The sequence below is a fragment of the Erwinia pyrifoliae DSM 12163 genome (genome assembly GCF_000026985.1).
GTDB classification, from domain to species: Bacteria; Pseudomonadota; Gammaproteobacteria; order Enterobacterales; family Enterobacteriaceae; genus Erwinia; species Erwinia pyrifoliae.
This window is the reverse complement of record NC_017390.1, coordinates 1,864,032-1,883,886: the sequence shown is the minus strand read 5'-3', so window position 1 is coordinate 1,883,886 and position 19,855 is coordinate 1,864,032. Positions and strand designations below refer to the sequence as shown.

The window sequence follows — 19,855 nt, the reverse complement described above, 5'->3', positions numbered from 1 at the left end:
ATCAGTAACGAATTTTTGGATCGATAACGGCGTACAGCACGTCAACAATCGCGTTAAACAAGATGGTTAATGCGCCGACCAGAATGGTCAGACTTAACACCAGCGAGTAGTCGCGGTTAAGCGCGCCGTTAACAAACAGCTGGCCGATGCCGGGCAGGCCGTAAATGGTTTCAATCACCATCGAACCGGTAATAATGCCGACGAAAGCAGGCCCGAGGTAGGAGAGCACCGGCAGCAGCGCGGGCTTCAGCGCGTGGCGCAGCACGATGCGGTGCATCGGCAGACCTTTGGCGCGGGCGGTACGGATAAAGTTGGAGTGCAAAACTTCAATCATTGAACCACGGGTTATACGCGCAATGCTGGCAATATAGGCCAGCGACAGCGCCACCATTGGCAGGAGCATATACTTCAGCGCCCCGCCATTCCAGCCACCGCCGGGCAACCATTTCAGGGTAATCGAGAACAGCAGCACCAGCAGCGGTGCCACCACAAAGCTCGGAATAACGATGCCGGTCATCGCCACCCCCATTACCGCATAATCCCATTTGCTGTTTTGCTTCAGCGCAGCGATCACCCCAGCGCTAACGCCAAAGACCAGCGCAAACAGAAATGCCGCCGCGCCCAGCCTGGCGGAGACCGGGAATGAAGCGGCGACCAGGTCGTTAACCGAATAGTCTTTGTATTTAAACGACGGGCCGAAATCCCCGTGCGCCAGCTGCTGAAGATAGTTGAGATACTGCTTCCACATCGGGTCATTGAGATGATATTTGGCTTCAATATTGGCCATGACTTCTGGCGTCAGCTGACGCTCGCCGGTGAAGGGGCTACCGGGTGCCAGCCGCATCATAAAGAAAGAAATGGTGATCAGAATAAAGAGCGTCGGGATCGCTTCGAGAAAACGACGCAGAATAAATTTTAACATTGCCCGTACCTGCTGGCGTTAAGCCGCAGCGGCACAGCCGCTGCGGTGACATTGCGTTAAACGGGCAGCTCGCTGCCCGACCTGCTTAATGTTGAATAATGTACAGATTTTTATCGCGGATATTATCCAGCGGATCTTTTCCGTTATAGCCGCCGACCCACGGCTTCACCAGGCGCAGATTTTTGTAGTAATAGACCGGAATGATGCCGGATTCAGCATCAAGGACTTTCTCTGCTGCGCTATAGTCGGCGGCACGTTGGCTTTCATCTTTCGCCTGCAGTGTCGCCTTCACCGCCTTATCAAAGGCCGCGCTCTTGTAGTGAGAGGTATTGTTGCTGCTGTCTGACAACAGCATATTCACAAAACTACTCGGTTCATTGTAGTCGGCACACCAGGCCGCACGCGCCACGTCAAAGCTGCCCTGATGGCGGGTATCAATGTAGGTTTTCCACTCCTGGTTTTGCAGCTTAACGTTCACCCCAAGGTTCTTTTTCCAGATGGAGGCGGCGGCAATCGCCAGCTTTTTATGCAGATCGGAGGTGTTGTACAGCAGGTCAAAGGTTAGTGGCTTATCGGCGGTGTAACCCGCTGCCGCCAGCAGTTTTTTCGCTTCTTCGTTACGCTTGTCCTGTGACCAGGTGAACCACTCCGGCGGAGTCAGCTTAATGCCGTCGGTATAAGGAGGCGTAAAGCTGTAAGCCGGATCTTCGCCCTGCGCTTTCACCTTATTCACCAGAATATAGCGGTCAAGGCCCAGTTTTAACGCGGTACGCACGCGCACATCGTTGAACGGTGGCTTCTGGTTATTGATCTCGTAATAGTAGGTGCAAAGATAGGGTTCAGCGTGAATTTCAGCCGGGATCTCTTTTTTCAGCTTCTGATACAGTTCGATCGGTAAATAGTTGAAGGTCATATCGCTGCTGCCGCTGCGATAGCGGTTGGTATCGGTGACTTCAGACGAGATCGGCAGGAAAGTGACCTTGTTCAGCACGGTATGGGCGTTATCCCAATACTGCGGGTTGCGCTCCAGCACGATCCGTTCGTTTACCACCCACTCTGCCGGTTTAAACGCGCCGTTGCCGACGAAATTCGCTGGCTGGGTCCATTTTTCACCGAACTTCTCCACCGCCGGTTTGTAGACAGGTGACATGGATGCGTGGATCAGCAGCTTGTAAAAGTAAGGTACGGCGTCACTGAGCGTCACCTGTAACGTATGAGGATCAACCGCCTTCACGCCGAGGGTATCCGGCGACTTCTTGCCGGCGATAATGTCATCGACGTTCAGCAGGTGGCCATATTGCAGATAGCTGGCATAGGGCGACGCGGTTTTCGGGTCAGCCAGCCGCTGCCAGCTGTAGACAAAGTCCTGCGCGGTGACCGGCTCGCCGTTAGACCATTTCGCGGTGTTGCGCAGATGGAAAATCCATACCTTGCCGCCCTCTTTACTTTCCCAGCTTTCCGCCACGCCGGGGATCACTTGACCCTCTGTATCGGCAATAACCAGACCTTCCAGAATGTCGCGGTTGATATTTGATTCCGTAACGCCTTCGATCTTGTGCGGATCGAGCGACTGCGGCTCGGCACCGTTGCCCTTGACCAGCTCCTGCTTATCCGCCAGCTGCACGCCGGCCGGAACGTCAGCGGCCCACGCCAGGTTGCCGGTCAAAGCGGCCATGACGCCAGCGGCGATCAGCGTATTCTTGGTGATATGTTTCATTATTGACCTACTCCTGTTTTATATGTACCAACGTGTGCCGGGCACCGTGGCTGTCCCCTGTCGGGAAAACTTCACCGGGCGACGGAACGCGCCAGCCCGGTCTGTTTTTTTATATGCGCGAATGTGCGCTATGGTTTGCTATCATCCTCTCCCCCCAGGCTAAGCCCTGTGGTTCAGTGACGGGTAATATAAAAGTATTTAACGTCCATATGATCTTGTGGGTCTTTGCCGCTGTAGCCGCCCACCCAGGGTTTTATCAGTCGGGCGCTAACGCGGTAATAGACCGGAACCAGGGCAGAATCCTTATCCAGCAGCTGCTCGGCCTGCCGGTAAATCTGCGCCCGCTGCGCATTATCGGCAACGGTCAGCGAGCTTTTCATCAGCTCGTCAAAGGCCGCGCTGCGGTAAAATGTGGTATTGGTTGAGGCATTGCCAATCATCATATTGAGGAAGGTAGAAGGCTCGTTATAGTCGGAACACCAGGTGGCACGCGCCACGTCGTAGTTGCCCTGGTGGCGAGTATCGAGCAGGGTTTTCCACTCCTGATTGTGTAAAGTCACCTGCGCCCCGAGGTTTTTACTCCACATTGATGCAGCAGCAATCGCCTGCTGTTTGTTGACGTCAGAGGTGTTGTACAGCAGTGAAAAGCGCAGTGGATTGCTGGCGTTGTAACCCGCTTCTGCCAGCACGGCTTTAGCCTGCTGATTACGCTGCTGCTGGCCGATCGTGAACCACGCCGGAGGCGTTAACGCCGCGCCATCGGTATAGGGTGGCGTCAGGCTGTAAGCCGGGATCTGTCCCTGCCCCATGATTTTTTCCACAATAATGGTGCGATCCAGCGTCATCTTCACCGCAGCGCGCACCCGCGCATCGTTAAACGGCGGGCGGCGGTTATTCAGCTCGTAATAAAAAGTACAAAGGTAGGGGCTGACATGAACCTGCGCGCCCAGCTGCTGCTTAAGCTGCCGGAAGCGGTCCGGCGGCAGTGCACTGTTGCTGATATCGATCTCTCCGCTGCGGTAGCGGTTAACATCACTGGTTTCCGATGAAATGGGCAGAAAAGTGACCTGCTCGATCGCCGTTTTGCCATTGTTCCAGTACTGCGGATTGCGCTTAAGCACGATTTTTTCATTAATTACCCAGTCACTTAGCGTGTAGGCTCCGTTCCCCACATAGTGCGCGGGCTGCGTCCACTTCTCGCCCCAGGTTTCAATAGTGCGACGATTTAACGGCTTAAAGGGGGTATGGGCGGCCATCGCGAGAAAATAGGGTACGGGTTCGCTCAGCGTGACTTCAAGATGATGCGCATCCAGCGCCCGAACGCCCAGCGCGCTGGCAGGAAGCTGACCCGCCAGTATCTTATCGGCATTAAGCAGGTGTGCGGCCTGTGCAAAGCTGGCATAGGGCGAAGCGGTATCGGCTCTGACCAGTCGCTGCCAGCTATAGACGAAATCGTCAGCGGTCACCGGCTCACCGTTACTCCAGCGCGCATCGGGGCGCAGCGTTAAGATCCACACCTTGCCCTGCTGGTTCTGCCAGCTTTGCGCCACGCCGGGTGCCAGCTTGCCGTTATTATCGGTGGTGACCAGGCCTTCCAGCAGGTTCAGGGTCACATCACTTTCCGGCACCCCTTCGCTTTTTTGTGGATCGAGGGATGATGGCTCCGTGCCGTTATTAATCACCAGCTTCTGGCTGTCACTCAGCCTAACCCCCGCCGGAATATCGGCGGTAAGTGCCTGCATGCTCCACAGGCTAAACAGCATTCCCATTCCGGTCGTCGCCAGACACCGTGACTTAATATATTTCATCAGGCATTAACCCCTTTATCGTAGAAGCCTGCTCTAACCCGGCAGCGCGCCAGCAAAATCTTGCACATCTGATGCCAATCTTTGCCGATTTATTGAAAATTATCAGAAATATCTTAGCTCGCCTAATGCCAAATGATAAAAATGTTAACCCATTCTCTTTTAACATGATAAAGAGACAGGGGGATAGAGTTATTTATCATTGAAAAATAACAGGCAAGACATTGAATTAAATCATATATTTATATTCAACTTACCGGCTGTGCAAATATCGCGCTCAACCTGGTCAGAAGATAAACAAATTAAGCCAAATTTACTGAAATGATGATAAAATCGACAACGGAACCCTCTTCCTTCAGCAGTTAACGCCGCACGGTGGCTAATTAAACCTGCAATATGGGATGTGATTTAAATAACATTTGTTTCTAAGCTTTGGTCAGAAAGGTCTTTTGCAGTAATTACATTAATAATCATCACTTGGAATTAAGAATGATGAATAATTGCGCCATTACAGTGCAATCCAGCGGAATAATGCACGGATAAGGTGCACGGTTAAGGTTCCGGCAAAAAAAAAGCGCATTAAATGCGCTTAATGATTATTCTGTAAGAATTAAAAACTAAATAGCTGCGCGGAATAGTAGATCACTTTGAGGGAACTCAGCCCGGATTGTGCGATCTGATCAATCGCCAAATCAAAACAAATCACCAACCGGACTGAGCAATGCCGATCATAGCACCCATTTCCCGTGAAGAACGACGCCTGATGCGAAAAGCTATCCATAAAACGCGCGATAAAAATCATGCCCGCAGGCTGACGGCCATACTGATGTTGCACCGGGGAAACCGTGTCAGCCACGTCGCCAGAACGCTCTGTTGCGCCCGTTCATCCGTCGGGCGCTGGATTAACTGGTTTACGTTGTCCGGTGTTGAAGGTCTGAAATCGTTGCCCGCAGGGCGCTCCCGCCGATGGCCATTTGAGCATATCTGCACTCTGTTACGTGAACTGATAAAGCACTCTCCCGGCGATTTTGGTTATCAGCGTTCACGCTGGAGTACGGAATTGTTGGCTATAAAAATTAAAGACATAACCGGCTGCCGGTTGCATGCAGGAACCGTCCGTCGCTGGTTGCCCGCTGCCGGGCTGGTGTGGCGCAGAGCTGCGCCAACCCTGCGGATCCGTGACCCGCACAAAGATGAAAAGATGGCGGTGATCCGCCAGGCGTTGGACAAATGCAGCGCAGAGCATCCGGTATTTTATGAAGATGAAGTGGATATCCACCTCAATCCAAAAATCGGTGCTGACTGGCAACTGCGCGGGCAGCAAAGACGCGTGGTAACACCGGGTCAAAATGAAAAATATTACCTGGCGGGTGCGCTGCACAGCGGAACGGGCAAAGTCAGTTACGTTGGCGGTAACAGCAAAAGTTCGGTGCTGTTTATCAGCCTGCTTAAGCACCTGAAAGCGAGTTACCGCCGGGCAAAAACGATCACGCTGATTGTCGATAACTATATCATCCACAAAAGCCGTGAAACGCTGAGCTGGCTGAAACAGAATCCAAAGTTCAGGGTGATTTACCAGCCGGTTTACTCGCCGTGGGTCAATCATGTTGAGCGCCTGTGGCAGGCGCTGCACGATACCATTACACGCAATCATCAGTGCCGGTCAATGTGGCAACTGTTGAAAAAAGTACGCCACTTTATGAAAACGGTCAGCCCGTTCCCGGGCGGTAAACACGGACTGGCAAAAGTGGAGCGCTATTAGACGCAGCTATTTAGTCAGGTCACCAGCCCCGGAAACAGTGCGCGGATGCCGGTCACCATAAATTCGATGCCCAGCGCCATCAGCAACAGACCCATGATACGTGTCACCACGTTGATCCCGGTTTGCCCCAGCGCCCTGACCATCAAGGGTGCAGCGCGAAACAATAACCAGCAGCAGCCGGCAAACAGGGCAATGGCCAGACTGAAACCCAGCAGGTTTTGCCAGCTGTGATAGCGGGTGCTCCAGACAATGGTCGAGCTGATTGCCCCCGGCCCTGCCATCAGTGGTAGCGCCAGTGGCACAACGCCGATGCTTTCGCGATTGGCGGTTTCGGTTTTTTCCTGCTTGTTCTGTTTATCCTCACCCAATTTGCCGCTGATCATCGACATGGCGATAGTCACCACAAGAATACCGCCGGCAATGCGAAACGAGTCAATCGAAATACCAAAGATATGCAGGATGCCGTCCCCAAGAAACAGCGCGGTCCACAGTATGATAGCCACCGACAGGTTGGCTGTCAGATTGGTTTTATTGCGTGCCGCCGGGATTTGATCGCGGGTCATACTGATAAAAACCGGGATAATGCCAATCGGGTTAACCAGCGCGAACAGGCCAACAAAAAATTTGATATAGCCAGAGAGATCTAACAAAACGGGGTTCACAGCGCGCTCCTGTGGCGAGGGCAGATTGATGGCGGCTAATGTAATGGAAATCCACGTTGCTGACTATCCCTGACGACCGGAATATCAGCGCTTTATCGCCTCGTCTGGCTATAGCTGAATGGAGTCAGCTTGCATATCACTCCTCATCCGCAGGCGGGCATCGACAGCTGGAGCCAACATCAGCGGGTGACCTATTTGAAAACCGGCTTTGTGGCCGGAAAAGCCAGCGCTTCAGGCACGATGGCTGAAGCTGTCGAGCACAGCCTGCAATATCTTCACGATAGCGTCCTCAACGATATCGCCATCTACCTGAGGAGCGCACCTGCGCGCGGGGATCGCGCTCAAATCCGAGACCGCAGCGACTGGGGACAGCCTTCAAACGCCCTGAGCGCGTTGCGTGGCACTGATGCCAAAGCATGGAGGGCGCAGCCGGGCGCGCGGGTATTTGCCGGTAATTGTGCCAGCTGCCACCACGCAGAGGGTTCCGGTTCCGGACAGGGCCTGCATACTTACCCGTCGTTGTTTCACCACAGCACCACCGGCGCGGCGGATGTACGCAATCTGGTCTCGGTGGTGTTAAACGGCGTGCATCGTCATATGCAGCAGGGGGAGATCGTAATGCCTGCCTTTTCTGAAGAGCTGAATGACCAGCAGGTGGCCGATGTCAGTAATTTCGTTATCCGGCAGTTTGGCAATCCTGCTGCGGCTAAGGAGACCCCGCAGCAGGTGAAAGTACTGCGAGAGGAAGCAAAGCTGGCATCGCCCCCCGCATATATGCAGGGTGACACGCCATAAGTTGGCCAGGGTAAAGTCGAATGGCGGGCATGCAACTGGTCACGGCTAAGGTCGTTATCACTGATTTTATTAACGCCTGACTGTAACAGGGTTAAAAAAGCCGTTCCCATAAGGGGAGTCTGATAGCGTTAAAGATAAAAAACGCTCCCAGCCACGATGGTTGAGGGCGTGATAAATAGGGCTAAAATCGCTGGCGGGTTAACCGTTACGTCCGGATTTATGGTGATTAACTTAACTTTTAAGCAAAAATTTTCTCAAAGAAACAGTAAGTGATGCTTATAAACGCATTGGCTTTAGATTGGGTTAAGTTGTGCAAATAAAAAACACTTTGACCTCTTAGCCAGGCTGTTGCTTACCATAAATAGCCTGTAAAGATCCACTTTCCAGCGCTTCTGTGTAATGCTTACGACAGACAGAAACATAACGCTCATTACCGCCTATTTGTACCTGCTCCCCCTCTTTAAAAGGCTTCCCGCCTGCATCAATACGCAGCACCATGCTGGCTTTTCTACCGCAGTGACAGATGGTTTTTAATTCTATCAGCTTATCCGACCAGGCTAATAAATACTGACTACCCGTAAATAATTCACCGCGAAAGTCCGTGCGTAATCCATAACAGAGTACGGGTATATCTAGCATATCAACAACTTCAGATAATGATTTAACCTGTTCACGCGTCAGAAACTGGCTTTCATCGACCAGTACACAGTGCACCGCTTGCCGTTGATGTTCGGCGCTTATCTCAACAAACAGTGACGTACTGTTATTATACAACTTAGCGGGAGATGAAAGGCCGATGCGCGAACTGACTCTCGCTGCACCGAAACGATTATCGATCTCGGCGGTATACACCAGGGTTCTCATACCGCGTTCATGGTAATTATAGGAAGATTGTAACAAAGCTGTGGATTTTCCGGCATTCATCGCCGAGTAATAGAAATAAAGCTGAGCCATCAGCCCTTACTCCGAAGTCGCTAAAGATGATTGAGTATATCATAAACCGGGTAAAGCAACGGCCGCACGGGCATAGCGAAAGCTTGAGAGGAAAGTTTATCAACCCTGGCGGGAAAAATTTTACTAATAATAAATGCTATATCCCCCCCATTCAGGTAGGTAAACTCTGCCAGAGATGACGTTATTTAACTGCCCCCTATTTTCGCCCCTCTTTTTCTACCCGGTGGTTAACCGATTATTAGCTGCAACGTGTTTCTTCCGAAATTAACTATTGCAGTTCCCTGGCACCAACACTATTATTAGGCAGAATCATCCCTAACAATATAATTTTGAGAATTGGACTATGAGCGAAGCACTTAGAATTCTGAACAATATCCGCACACTCCGTGCTCAGGCAAGAGAATGTACTCTGGAAACTCTTGAAGAGATGCTGGAAAAACTCGACGTTGTGGTAAATGAACGCCGTGAAGAAGAAAGTCAGGCACAGGCAGAAGTTGAAGAGCGTGTGCGTAAACTTCAACAATACCGCGATATGTTGATTGCAGACGGCATTGATCCTAACGAACTCCTTTCCACACTGGCTGCAGCTAAAACCCCTGGTAAAGCTAAGCGCGCTGCTCGTCCGGCCAAATACTCTTATGTCGAAGAGAATGGCGAAAATAAAACCTGGACAGGCCAGGGTCGTACTCCGGCAGTTATCAAACAGGCTATCGAAGAGCAAGGCAAGAAGCTCGAAGACTTTCTGCTGTAATCTCGCTCAAAGTCCTGTTCTGGCGTTTCAATAATTGACCGTTTTTTTGCAATTGCTTTGTCATTGCCACCAGGTATAAAAAAGGAAGCCCAATTGCGGCTTCCTTTTTTTTCAGGCAATCAATCTGACTTACTGATGATAAAACCCTTTATACCAGGACACAAAACGCGCAACCCCCTCTTCAACTGAAGTTTGCGGTTTAAAACCGATGACCTCATACAAGGCCCGGGTATCCGCGCTGGTTTCGACGACGTCACCAGCCTGCATCGGCAGCATGTTCTTATCCGCCACCGTGCCCAATGCACTCTCCAGCGCCTCAATATAGGTCATTAACGTCACAGGCTGGCTGTTACCGATATTGTAAACCCGGTAAGGTGCCGAGCTGGTGGCAGGGCTACCTGCTTCAACCGTCCAGTCTTTATCCGCCTGCGGGGTAACATCCTGCAGGCGGAAAATGGACTCAACAATATCGTCAATATAGGTGAAGTCGCGCCGCATCTGGCCATGGTTATAAACGTCGATTTTTTCGCCGGCAATCATCGCACGAGTGAATTTAAATAATGCCATATCCGGACGCCCCCACGGACCGTAAACGGTGAAGAATCGCAGTCCGGTGGTCGGGATGCCATACAGATGAGAATAGGTATGAGACATCAGCTCATTGGCTTTTTTGGTCGCAGCGTACAGAGAAACCGGATGATCGACGGAATCATCGGTAGAAAATGGCATTTGACGATTAAGCCCGTAAACCGAGCTGGAAGAGGCGTATAACAGGTGTTCTACCTGGTTATGGCGACACCCTTCAAGAACATTAAGGTGACCCACCAGATTAGCGTCTGCATAGGCCAGCGGGTTTTCCAGTGAATAACGCACGCCTGCCTGTGCGCCAAGATGGATGACACGCTGAAAGCGATGGCAGCGAAATAATTCTGCCATACCTTCCCGGTCAGCCAGATCGCCTTTGATAAAGGTAAAACTGGCGTGTTGGGCGATGTGCGCCAGGCGGGCCGTTTTGAGATTAACATCATAATAGTCATTCAGGTTGTCAAGGCCGACAACCTGGTGACCGGCGTTAAGCAGGCGTTGCGTGACATGGAAGCCAATGAAGCCTGCTGCGCCGGTGACCAGATATTTCATAATGCCCTCGTTAATTATGCAATGTTGAGAGATGCTCCGCGGCCAATTGCATAATAAACAAAACCGCGCTTGCTGATTCTTTCTGGATCATACAGGTTACGACCATCAAAAATCACGGGTTCTTTAAGTGCATTTTTAATCACGTCAAAATCAGGCGCGCGGAAATTCTGCCACTCAGTGCAGATAACCAAACCATCAGCACCTTGTAATGCCGCTTCTTTGGTTCCCATCAGCTTCAGGTCGCTGCGCTGGCCGTAGATGCGCTGCGCTTCGTCCATTGCTTCCGGGTCGAAAGCGTTGACGGTCGCCCCGGCTTGCCATAGCGCTTCCATCAACACCCGGCTGGACGCTTCGCGCATATCATCAGTGTTCGGCTTAAACGAAAGCCCCCACAAGGCAAAGGTTTTACCGCGCAGGTTTTCACCGAAGTGACGTTTGATAAACGTCGGCAGCTTGTGTTTTTGCGCGTCGTTGACGTCTTCAACTGCCTGCAACAGGCGCGGCTGGTAGCCAATCTGCTCCGCAGTACGGATCAGAGCCTGAACGTCTTTCGGGAAGCATGAACCGCCATAACCACAGCCCGGATAGATAAATGAGTAGCCGATACGCGAGTCAGAACCAATCCCCTGACGCACCTTTTCAACATCAGCACCCAGGCGCTCCGCCAGGTTGGAGATTTCGTTCATAAAGCTGATTTTGGTCGCCAGCATGCAGTTTGCAGCATACTTGGTCAGCTCCGCACTGCGAATGTCCATCAGGATCATACGGTCATGATTACGATTGAACGGCTCGTACAGTTCACGCAGCAGTTCCACTACTTCGTCATTGTCCGTACCGATAACAATACGCTCCGGGCGCATACAATCGCTGACTGCAGCACCTTCTTTCAGGAATTCAGGATTGGACACCACATCAAAGTTCAGCGCCGCGCCGCGCCCCTTCAAGGTCTCCTCCATCACCTGGCGTACGCGGTCAGCAGTACCGACCGGAACGGTTGATTTATCCAGCACAACTTTATGCCCTTGCATATGCTGAGCAATAGTACGCGCAACCGCAGTGACGTACTTCAGGTCGGCCGAGCCATCTTCGTCCGGGGGCGTGCCAACTGCAATAAACTGCATAATACCGTGGTTGACGCCCTCTTCAGCATGGGTAGAGAACTTCAGGCGGCCAGCCTCATAATTCTGCATAACCAGTGGCGTCAAGCCAGGTTCAAAAATGGGAATAATCCCTTTCTTCAGATTTTCGACTTTGTTTTCATCGACATCGATGCAAAGAACGTCATGTCCGACTTCGGCCAGAACCGCAGCCTGAACCAGACCAACATAGCCGATACCAAATACGGTGACTTTCATTGAATTGTCCCGGTTAGAAATGAAAAATTACTTTTTGTTACCCACAGCGCTTTCCAGCCAGGCTTTGAAATCGCTGCCCAGAGTTTCGTGACGCACACCATATTCAACGAAAGCCTGCATATAGCCGAGCTTGTTACCACAGTCATGGCTGGCACCCTTCAGGTGATAAGCTTCTACCGTCTCTTTCTCCATCAGCATAGCGATTGAGTCGGTCAGCTGGATTTCATCACCGGCACCTGGAGGAGTTTTAGCCAGCAGTGGCCAGATATCAGCAGACAGCACGTAACGCCCGACGACTGCCAGATTTGAAGGGGCTTTATCGGCTTTAGGTTTTTCCACCACGCCGACCATTGGCGCGCTGTCGCCCGGGCTTAATTGCGCGCCCTGGCAATCCACCACACCGTAAGCGGTGACGTCAGAAACGGGTTCAACCATGATCTGGCTGTGGCCGGTTTCATCGAAGCGGCGAATCATTTCTGCCAGGTTATCTTTCGACAGATCTGATTCGTATTCATCCAGAATAACATCCGGCAGGATAACGGCTACCGGCTCGTTACCAATGACCGGCCATGCACACATAACCGCATGGCCAAGACCTTTAGCCAGCCCCTGACGAACCTGCATAATGGTAACGTGTGGTGGACAGATTGACTGAATCTCTTCCAGCAGCTGACGTTTAACACGTTTTTCCAGCATGGCTTCCAGCTCGAAGCTGGTGTCGAAGTGGTTTTCAATTGAGTTCTTGGAAGAGTGCGTAACCAGCACGATTTCGTTGATCCCAGCAGCAATACACTCGTTAACGACATACTGAATCAACGGCTTATCAACCAGTGGCAACATCTCTTTCGGAATCGCTTTGGTAGCAGGCAACATACGCGTTCCCAAACCAGCAACCGGGATAACCGCTTTTTTTACTTTTGAGTTATAGGCAGACATCAAAATACCTCTTATAGGCCGTTCAAGTTGTTACTTGATATGTCGATTTTAAAAACGAAATGAGTATACCAGTTCAATCATCGTGGATTTATCCTGGTTAGACCATTTCACAGTACTTTAAGATAATTTCCCAATTTTAAAGCGTATTAATGGCCCTGTCAGCGCAGACCCATCGAAAAAAAGCCAGAGGATGACTATTTTGTAGACAGCATCAGGCGCAAACGCCCACCCGCACCCCAGACCTGGCATTGCCATGCCTCGCATTGCTGGCTGATTTGATTAAGATGCGTGCTGCCGAGCGTACCAAGAGGCACGCCGTTGCTAAGTTTGATTTGATGTGTGTGGATATTGAGCGTGGCATTTAAACCGGCGGAAACCAGGATCAGGTTTTTCAACCCCTGATGGTAGTAGCCAACCAGCAGCGGGAACTGCCCCTGGAGATTGGCCTGGCGCAGTAGCAAATTGACCTGATTTAACAGACCGCCCAGTTCTGGCAAACGCTGCCCCCGATCGGATAATTGTTCCTGCAACAGGCCGTTAAACAGTGCACGGAGTAATAATGCAGCTAATACGCCATTATCACCCGCGCGCGTCACGTCCAGACAATAAAAAGCCAGGTCTTTATCAGAAAGTGCAGCAATATCCAGCACCAGCCCGGGCTGCTCGGCCATGGTGAGCTGGCGGTAATTGACGCGACAGTTGGCAATGGTTTGCTGAACCGGTGGCTGAAGCTGTTTAAGAAGTTTGGCGGCTGCCTGAGGATCGCTGACCAGCGCATCCCAGTCCTGAAACAGCTGTTCATCCTCTTCAACCTTAGAAGTGAACATCGAAGGATAGAGACATTCGAATACGGCTTCTCGCAGCCGCGCAAGGTCTTTGACCGGCTTAAGCAGCACATCCTGCACGCCAAGCCGCAATACATGGGCAATATCAGCCATGTTTTCCGTGGCGGAGATCACCAGGATCGGTATGACGCTGCCAGTGCTGCGCAGATGCTCAACCAGTTTGATACCATTCATACGCGGCATCGCCAGATCGCAAATCATCAGGTCGGGTGGCGCGCGGCCTATGCACTGAATCGCATGCAGACCATCGTCAGCCAGGGTGACCAGCGCGCCAAGTTGACCGAGGAAATTTTCCAGCAGGGAACGGAAAACAACTTCGTCCTCAACGATGAGAATATGTTTTCCTGTTAATGGCTTTTCCATTGCTTCCCCCTGCATAAAAGATACCTCAATAGTGATCTATAAACGGACTTTGCGCCTCTTTGCATGGCTCCAAATAGCATGCTGTATCGACCGGGTTTTAATGTTTGTGAGCCTCCGCTGCTTAGGGTCTCTCGCGGTGCTTCCCGGCCGCTGCTACGGTTCTGTCTGGCCGCTGGCAGAGCATCATAGGTATTTACAGGCGTTGGAGTTGTAACAAACATTAAGCGAACCTCGCGCCATCCGGTCTTCGCCTTAAACGGTGTTCGAAGAACTCGTAGGATATCAGCCCTCTTTCCTTCGCAACGGGCGCATTGTTGACCCAACCCGGTGCCGGGTAGCCAGTAAGTTGGCACAATCGCCCGCTCAAGGGTTCGGCTAATGCAAGTGGTCGTGCCGGCGTTGCAGAAGTAACAGCCCGAAGTTTCTGCAAAATCAGGTGGAGGCCGCGCTGCCCGGCAGCGGCAACCGTATCTGCCCTGGGCCGTCGCGCATCAGAAATGGAGGAAGGATCCATGCCCGCTTGATCCATCAGGCTGAACGGAGCAGCCCGGTAAGCATCCTCTGCCTGAAGTGCACCCATGGCGTCATGCCATCGTTCAGGCGCGTTAGTGAACTCCGAAGTCATTTTGCCTCCCTGTTCCAGGAGATAAATTTTCCTGGTTTACGCCCATCCCTTGACGGCAATCCAACCCCCCGCCGGATCTTAAGCTGTATCATTACACCCTGATGTTGAATTCAACCAACTCAATGGCATCCCCGGACGTGCTCGGTTACCATGACAACAGAATATAAAGCATTTTGTAAAACTTCCGGAGTTAACGTGTCTGAAAATTGCCCGTGCGGTAGCGGATTAGAGTATAGCTTATGTTGCGAACCGTATCTAAGAGGGCGTGCCTGGCCCGGCACGCCTGAAGTACTGATGCGCTCGCGGTATAGCGCTTATGTTAAGCAGGATTTACACTATCTGATTGCCAGCTGGCACCCTTCCTGCAATGCGCAAAATTTCGCCGCCAGGCTGGAAGAACGCTTTGCCAAGGTGCGCTGGCTCGGTCTCAGGGTCATCTCCAGTGAATGGACTGCGCAAAAAGAACAGGGTTATGTAACATTTTTTGCGCGATTTTCTCAAAGTCAGCAGGAAAGTTTTATTCACGAACGTTCACGCTTTCTTCGTGAAGAGCAACGCTGGTATTATATCGACGGAACCTTTCCACCAACGGGACGCAACGATTGCTGTCCTTGCGGCTCCGGAAAAAAATATAAGAAATGCTGCGGTCAGTATTGACCCTGATTTCCCTTCGTATCAACAGGATCACCATCGCAATGCAAGCGCAAACACTGCAACGAAAAGTTCTACGCACCATCTGCCCGGATGCTAAAGGGCTGATCGCTAAAATCACCAATATTTGCTACAAACACGAGCTGAACATTGTGCAAAACAATGAGTTTGTCGATCATCGCACCGGTCACTTCTTTATGCGTACCGAGCTGGAAGGCATTTTCAATGATGCCGCGCTGCTGGCCGATCTCGACGGCGCTTTGCCCGCCGGTTCAGTTCGTGAACTGCACCCTGCGGGTCGTCGTCGCATTGTTATTCTGGTAACCAAAGAAGCACATTGCCTCGGCGACCTGCTGATGAAAAGCGCTTACGGCGGGCTGGACGTTGAAATTGCTGCCGTCATTGGCAATCACGACACGCTACGAACGCTGGTTGAGCGCTTTGATATCCCCTTTACTCTCATTAGTCATGAAGGGGCAACGCGCGAAGAACACGACAGTAATATGGCTGCCGAAATTGACCGTTATCAGCCTGACTATGTGGTACTGGCGAAATACATGCGTGTATTATCGCCTGGATTTGTACAGCGTTACCCGAATCAGATCATCAATATCCACCACTCTTTCCTTCCCGCATTTATCGGCGCGCGCCCTTATCAGCAGGCACATGAGCGCGGGGTGAAGATTATCGGAGCCACCGCGCACTACGTAAATAACGATCTTGATGAAGGTCCGATCATTATGCAGGACGTTATTCATGTTGATCACACCTATTCGGCGGAAGATATGGAGCGCGCTGGTCGCGACGTTGAGAAGAATACTCTGAGCCGTGCCCTTTATCAGGTTCTGGCCCAGCGCGTGTTTGTCTACGGCAATCACACTATCATTCTTTGATTACGATGATGCTGTTTTGTTCGACAAAACAGCATCATGGATAAAAAAACGGCAAACACACCGCTGTATCTGATATGAGGCTTTACAGGGTGTAATCATTTGATATGATGCGCCCCGCTTAACAAGCACAGCAAGCAAGGCCAGTGGTGGGGTTCCCGAGCGGCCAAAGGGAGCAGACTGTAAATCTGCCGTCATCGACTTCGAAGGTTCGAATCCTTCCCCCACCACCATTTCAAATACCACGTTACCTTTACCTTCNCTCTGAATTTCCATATTCCCCACGGGGAAGGATGAGAAGCTTCGACCCGAAGGTTTGAGTCGAACGCAGTGAGACAACGCCATGCAATGGCGGCCCGAAGGGCGAGGAACGCAGTGACGAGTCATCCTTCCCCCACCACCATTTCAAATACCACGTTACCTTTACCTTCNCTCTGAATTTCCATATTCCCCACGGGGAAGGATGAGAAGCTTCGACCCGAAGGAACAGGGCATTTCTTTATCAGGCAAAATTCTGCTACCATCTGGCTCTCTTTTACCCGGCAAAATGACCCGCGTTATGAAATTTGTTTCTTTTAATATCAATGGGCTGCGCGCCCGCCCTCATCAACTGCAAGCCATTGTAGAACAGCATCAGCCCGATGTGATTGGCCTGCAGGAAACCAAAGTCCACGATGATATGTTTCCGCTTGAAGAAGTCGCCAGCCTCGGCTATCACGTCTTCTGTCATGGTCAAAAAGGCCATTACGGTGTGGCGCTGTTATGTAAACAACAGCCCGTCGCCGTGCGGCGTGGTTTTGCAGGCGATAACGAAGATGCGCAGCGCCGCATCATCATGGCGGATATCCTGACCCCTGCCGGGCCGCTAACGGTGATTAATGGCTACTTCCCGCAGGGAGAAAGCCGCGACCATCCGACTAAGTTTCCAGCCAAAGAGAAATTCTATCGCGATCTGCAAAGTTATCTTGAGCAGCAGCAAAAGGCCGATAATCAGCTGCTGATTATGGGAGATATGAATATCAGCAGCTCCGATTTGGATATCGGCATCGGTGAAGAAAGCCGTAAACGTTGGCTGCGCACCGGAAAATGTTCATTCCTGCCGGAAGAGCGCGAGTGGATGAGCACCTTGATGAACTGGGGGCTGTACGATACCTGGCGCACACAGAATGCGACAGTCAACGACCGTTTTTCGTGGTTTGACTATCGTTCAAAGGGCTTTGACGACAATCGCGGGTTACGAATCGACCTGATACTGGCGAGCAGGCCGCTGGCAGATCGCTGCGTAGCAACCGGTATTGATTACGACATTCGTGCGATGGAGAAACCTTCAGATCACGCCCCCATCTGGGCGGAGTTCAGCGAGTAATTCAACGCGAACGGGGGATACCGGACTGCAGGAAGCCAGCTAATCTGCCTGCAGCCCGACCGCGTCAAGGTGATTATTTCACCATCCGCCAGATAAGATTATTGGTTCCCAGCGAGTTTTCATCACGAACGCACTGGAGTAATACGCCTTCGCTTTTCAACACCGCCCCTTCAGTATAATGACGGTTTTCATAGACGCAGCAGCGCTGGCATGGCGGTTGAGAATCATGACCTCCCTGCGTCCAGACCTCGCGCGGCATATCCACCACCACATCCGTATTAATGCCATCCTGGTTGCCATTGTTGCTGATAACACGTTCGGCCAGCGCCGAAGCGCTTAGTCCGAGCAGTACTATCAGCGTCAGATGCAGTCTCATGTTTCGCTTTCCTTCTTTTGCGCCGTTTTACGGCGGGGCCTTTTCGTTTTGTCAGTTGCCGGAGCGGGCAAGCCGCGAAACGCATGCGCTGCGGGCTGTTGCCGTGCCTGTTGAATCAAACTGTGCAGCGTATCGACCAGAGGAGACATAAAGTCCTGGTATCGACACTGCTTCTCGCTGATTTTAGTCAGCGTTGATTCCCAGTGGGCGGTCATATCCGGCCGCGCCGCCATCTCCGGCAGAGAGTGGATCAGCGCGCGTCCGGCAGGGCTGGAGTGAATGTAACGCCCCTTCTTAAACAGAAAGGTACGCTTAAACAGCAGCTCGATGATCCCGGCGCGCGTCGCCTCCGTACCTAAACCATCGGTCGCGCGCAGCACTTTCTTGAGATCTTTATCCTGAACAAAACGTGCTATACCCGTCATTGCTGACAGTAAAGTTGCATCGGTGAAGGGGCGCGGTGGCTGGGTCTGCTTTTCCTGCACCTCTCCTCGTTCGCAAAGCAATTCATCCCCCTTTGTCACTACCGGCAGAGGCGTGCCGTCGTTTTCTTCATCACGTTCCTTGCTGCCCAGCAGCGCGCGCCAGCCGGCTTCCGCCAGAAAACGCGCTTTAGCCACGAACTTACCGCCGGCGATATCTAATTCGATTACGCATTTGCGATATACCGCATCGGGGCAGAACTGCATCAGATACTGGGTGGCGATCAGGCGATAAATCTGCTGTTCGTTATCCGAAAGACTAACCTGACTGCTGCGCGCGGTCGGGATAATCGCATGGTGAGCATCAACCTTTTTGTCGTCCCAGCAGCGGTTCTTCTGGTCACTGTTAAAATCGCCCGGCGGCGACAGATTCGGCTGATGAACATTAATCGCATTCAGCACCGCGTGCCGTCCGGCAAAATGCTCATCCGGCAGGTAACGGCTGTCAGAACGGGGGTAAGTGATCAGCTTATGGGTTTCGTACAGGCGCTGACAGGTGTCCAGCACCGTCTGCGCGCTAAGTCCGAAGCGTTTGCCCGCCTCAATCTGCAAGGCGGAAAGCGAAAACGGTAATGGTGCCGTCTCATTTTCACGCTTGTCGTTGTAGCTGGTGACATGAGCGGGATGTCCACCGATCCGCGCTACCACATGCTCCGCCAGCGGACGATGTAGCAGACGCCCTTCTTCATCCTGATAAGGCTCACAGGAGGCGCTGGGCTGCCACAGGGCGACAAACCGTTCGTCTGCGGGCGTAACAATATGGGCACGGACCTCGAAGAAGTCTTTCGCCACAAAGTTTTCGATTTCTTCATCGCGACGCACCACCAGCCCCAGCACCGGAGTTTGAACCCGCCCGACGGAAAGCACGCCGTCATAGCCGGCATTGCGCCCTAGCAGCGTGTAGGCCCGGGTCATATTGATGCCGTACAGCCAGTCGGCACGCGCACGCGCCAGCGCAGAGACACACAACGGGATAAACTCGCGGTTTTCACGCAGCCGCCCTATGGCTCTTTCCACCGCCTGGGGGTTGAGGTCGTTAATCAGGCAGCGCTGCACCTGCGCGCGTTTTTCAGCAGGTAGCGTCAGGTAATCCAGCACTTCATCGACCAGCAGCTGGCCTTCCCGGTCCGGGTCGCCGGCATGAACCACCACGCTGGCCTGTGCCAGCAGCCCTTTGATGACGTTGAGCTGTTTGGCCACCGACGGACGTGGCTGCAGCCGCCATTTTTCCGGCACTATCGGTAAATCGTCCAACGACCAGCGGGCAAAACGGCTGTTATAGCTGTCAGGCTGCGCCTGCTCCAGCAGGTGGCCGACGCACCAGGTCACCACCTGGTCGCTGCCGCAGGCAATGTAGCCGTCACCACGGCGATGGGGCTTGGGCAGAACATCCGCAATGGCGCGGGCAAGACTGGGTTTTTCGGCAATAAACAAACGCATCCGGGGGGAACTTCCTGCTCA

Annotated in this window: 17 protein-coding genes, 1 tRNA gene and 1 other RNA gene; 8 read left to right on the top strand and 11 right to left on the bottom strand. The window is 52.3% G+C overall.

All coding sequences use genetic code 11. The features are described from left to right. Position 1 precedes the first annotated feature (1 nt). From oppB to EPYR_RS08355, 3 genes are all read right to left on the bottom strand, one after another. Entirely contained in the window at positions 2–922 is a 921-nt protein-coding gene (gene oppB, locus EPYR_RS08365; RefSeq protein ID WP_012667963.1) for an oligopeptide ABC transporter permease OppB, read from the bottom strand. 85 nt (positions 923–1,007) lie between these two features. Next, entirely contained in the window at positions 1,008–2,639 is a 1,632-nt protein-coding gene (gene oppA / locus EPYR_RS08360; protein ID WP_012667962.1) for an oligopeptide ABC transporter substrate-binding protein OppA, read from the bottom strand. Between the two features lie 173 nt (positions 2,640–2,812). Further along, a complete protein-coding gene (locus tag EPYR_RS08355) occupies positions 2,813–4,447 on the bottom strand; it encodes an ABC transporter substrate-binding protein (RefSeq protein ID WP_012667961.1) in 1,635 nt (544 codons plus the stop codon). A gap of 718 nt (positions 4,448–5,165) precedes the next feature. Between EPYR_RS08355 and EPYR_RS08350 the strand changes: the two genes are divergently transcribed. Beyond that, positions 5,166–6,206, top strand: a complete 1,041-nt coding sequence (locus tag EPYR_RS08350) for an IS630 family transposase (RefSeq protein ID WP_012666458.1) — start codon at positions 5,166–5,168, stop codon at positions 6,204–6,206. Between the two features lie 14 nt (positions 6,207–6,220). Here the strand turns inward: EPYR_RS08350 and EPYR_RS08345 are convergent, their stop codons facing one another. Continuing rightward, on the bottom strand, positions 6,221–6,868 hold the full coding sequence (locus tag EPYR_RS08345) for a YchE family NAAT transporter (protein ID WP_012667960.1): 648 nt from the start codon (positions 6,866–6,868) through the stop codon (positions 6,221–6,223). Positions 6,869–6,997: 129 nt separating this feature from the next. Between EPYR_RS08345 and EPYR_RS08340 the strand changes: the two genes are divergently transcribed. Continuing rightward, a complete protein-coding gene (locus tag EPYR_RS08340) occupies positions 6,998–7,663 on the top strand; it encodes a c-type cytochrome (RefSeq protein ID WP_012667959.1) in 666 nt (221 codons plus the stop codon). Between the two features lie 336 nt (positions 7,664–7,999). Here the strand turns inward: EPYR_RS08340 and tdk are convergent, their stop codons facing one another. Continuing rightward, entirely contained in the window at positions 8,000–8,617 is a 618-nt protein-coding gene (gene tdk / locus EPYR_RS08335) for a thymidine kinase (protein ID WP_012667958.1), read from the bottom strand. Between the two features lie 343 nt (positions 8,618–8,960). Here tdk and hns point away from each other — a divergent pair, with 343 nt between their 5' ends. Beyond that, the gene (gene hns, locus EPYR_RS08330; RefSeq protein ID WP_012667957.1) at positions 8,961–9,368 is read left to right on the top strand and encodes a histone-like nucleoid-structuring protein H-NS; all 408 of its coding nucleotides are present in this window, start codon (positions 8,961–8,963) and stop codon (positions 9,366–9,368) included. Positions 9,369–9,497: 129 nt separating this feature from the next. Here the strand turns inward: hns and EPYR_RS08325 are convergent, their stop codons facing one another. The 4 genes from EPYR_RS08325 to rssB all read right to left on the bottom strand — a co-directional run bounded on the left by EPYR_RS08325 (position 9,498) and on the right by rssB (position 14,004). Beyond that, entirely contained in the window at positions 9,498–10,505 is a 1,008-nt protein-coding gene (locus EPYR_RS08325; protein ID WP_012667956.1) for an NAD-dependent epimerase, read from the bottom strand. Positions 10,506–10,519: 14 nt separating this feature from the next. After that, the gene (locus EPYR_RS08320) at positions 10,520–11,860 is read right to left on the bottom strand and encodes a UDP-glucose dehydrogenase family protein (protein ID WP_012667955.1); all 1,341 of its coding nucleotides are present in this window, start codon (positions 11,858–11,860) and stop codon (positions 10,520–10,522) included. Positions 11,861–11,887: 27 nt separating this feature from the next. Continuing rightward, a complete protein-coding gene (gene galU / locus EPYR_RS08315) occupies positions 11,888–12,796 on the bottom strand; it encodes a UTP--glucose-1-phosphate uridylyltransferase GalU (RefSeq protein ID WP_012667954.1) in 909 nt (302 codons plus the stop codon). 194 nt (positions 12,797–12,990) lie between these two features. Further along, positions 12,991–14,004, bottom strand: coding sequence for a two-component system response regulator RssB (gene rssB / locus EPYR_RS08310; RefSeq protein WP_012667953.1), 1,014 nt, complete (start codon positions 14,002–14,004; stop codon positions 12,991–12,993). An 820-nt stretch (positions 14,005–14,824) separates the two neighbouring features. Here rssB and EPYR_RS08300 point away from each other — a divergent pair. The 5 genes from EPYR_RS08300 (at position 14,825) to xthA (ending at position 17,536) form a co-directional block, all read left to right on the top strand. Continuing rightward, positions 14,825–15,286 (top strand): YchJ family protein, encoded by a 462-nt coding sequence (locus EPYR_RS08300; protein WP_012667952.1) that lies wholly within the window; start codon positions 14,825–14,827, stop codon positions 15,284–15,286. Between the two features lie 38 nt (positions 15,287–15,324). Then, positions 15,325–16,173 (top strand): formyltetrahydrofolate deformylase, encoded by an 849-nt coding sequence (purU, locus tag EPYR_RS08295; protein ID WP_012667951.1) that lies wholly within the window; start codon positions 15,325–15,327, stop codon positions 16,171–16,173. A gap of 145 nt (positions 16,174–16,318) precedes the next feature. Continuing rightward, positions 16,319–16,403: transfer RNA gene (locus tag EPYR_RS08290), tRNA-Tyr, on the top strand. A 39-nt stretch (positions 16,404–16,442) separates the two neighbouring features. Beyond that, positions 16,443–16,573, top strand: a non-coding RNA gene (locus EPYR_RS19130) — RtT sRNA. A 156-nt stretch (positions 16,574–16,729) separates the two neighbouring features. After that, positions 16,730–17,536 carry an exodeoxyribonuclease III gene (xthA, locus tag EPYR_RS08285; RefSeq protein ID WP_012667950.1) on the top strand — a complete coding sequence of 269 codons (807 nt, stop codon included), beginning with the start codon at positions 16,730–16,732 and terminating at the stop codon, positions 17,534–17,536. A gap of 73 nt (positions 17,537–17,609) precedes the next feature. On the opposite strand, the gene EPYR_RS08280 is transcribed toward xthA, so the two are convergent. Continuing rightward, on the bottom strand, positions 17,610–17,912 hold the full coding sequence (locus tag EPYR_RS08280; protein ID WP_012667949.1) for a DUF1496 domain-containing protein: 303 nt from the start codon (positions 17,910–17,912) through the stop codon (positions 17,610–17,612). Beyond that, complete coding sequence (locus EPYR_RS08275) at positions 17,909–19,834, bottom strand: DNA topoisomerase III (protein ID WP_012667948.1); 1,926 nt, start codon at positions 19,832–19,834, stop codon at positions 17,909–17,911. Before EPYR_RS08275 ends, EPYR_RS08280 begins: the two co-directional genes overlap by 4 nt. Positions 19,835–19,855: the final 21 nt, after the last annotated feature.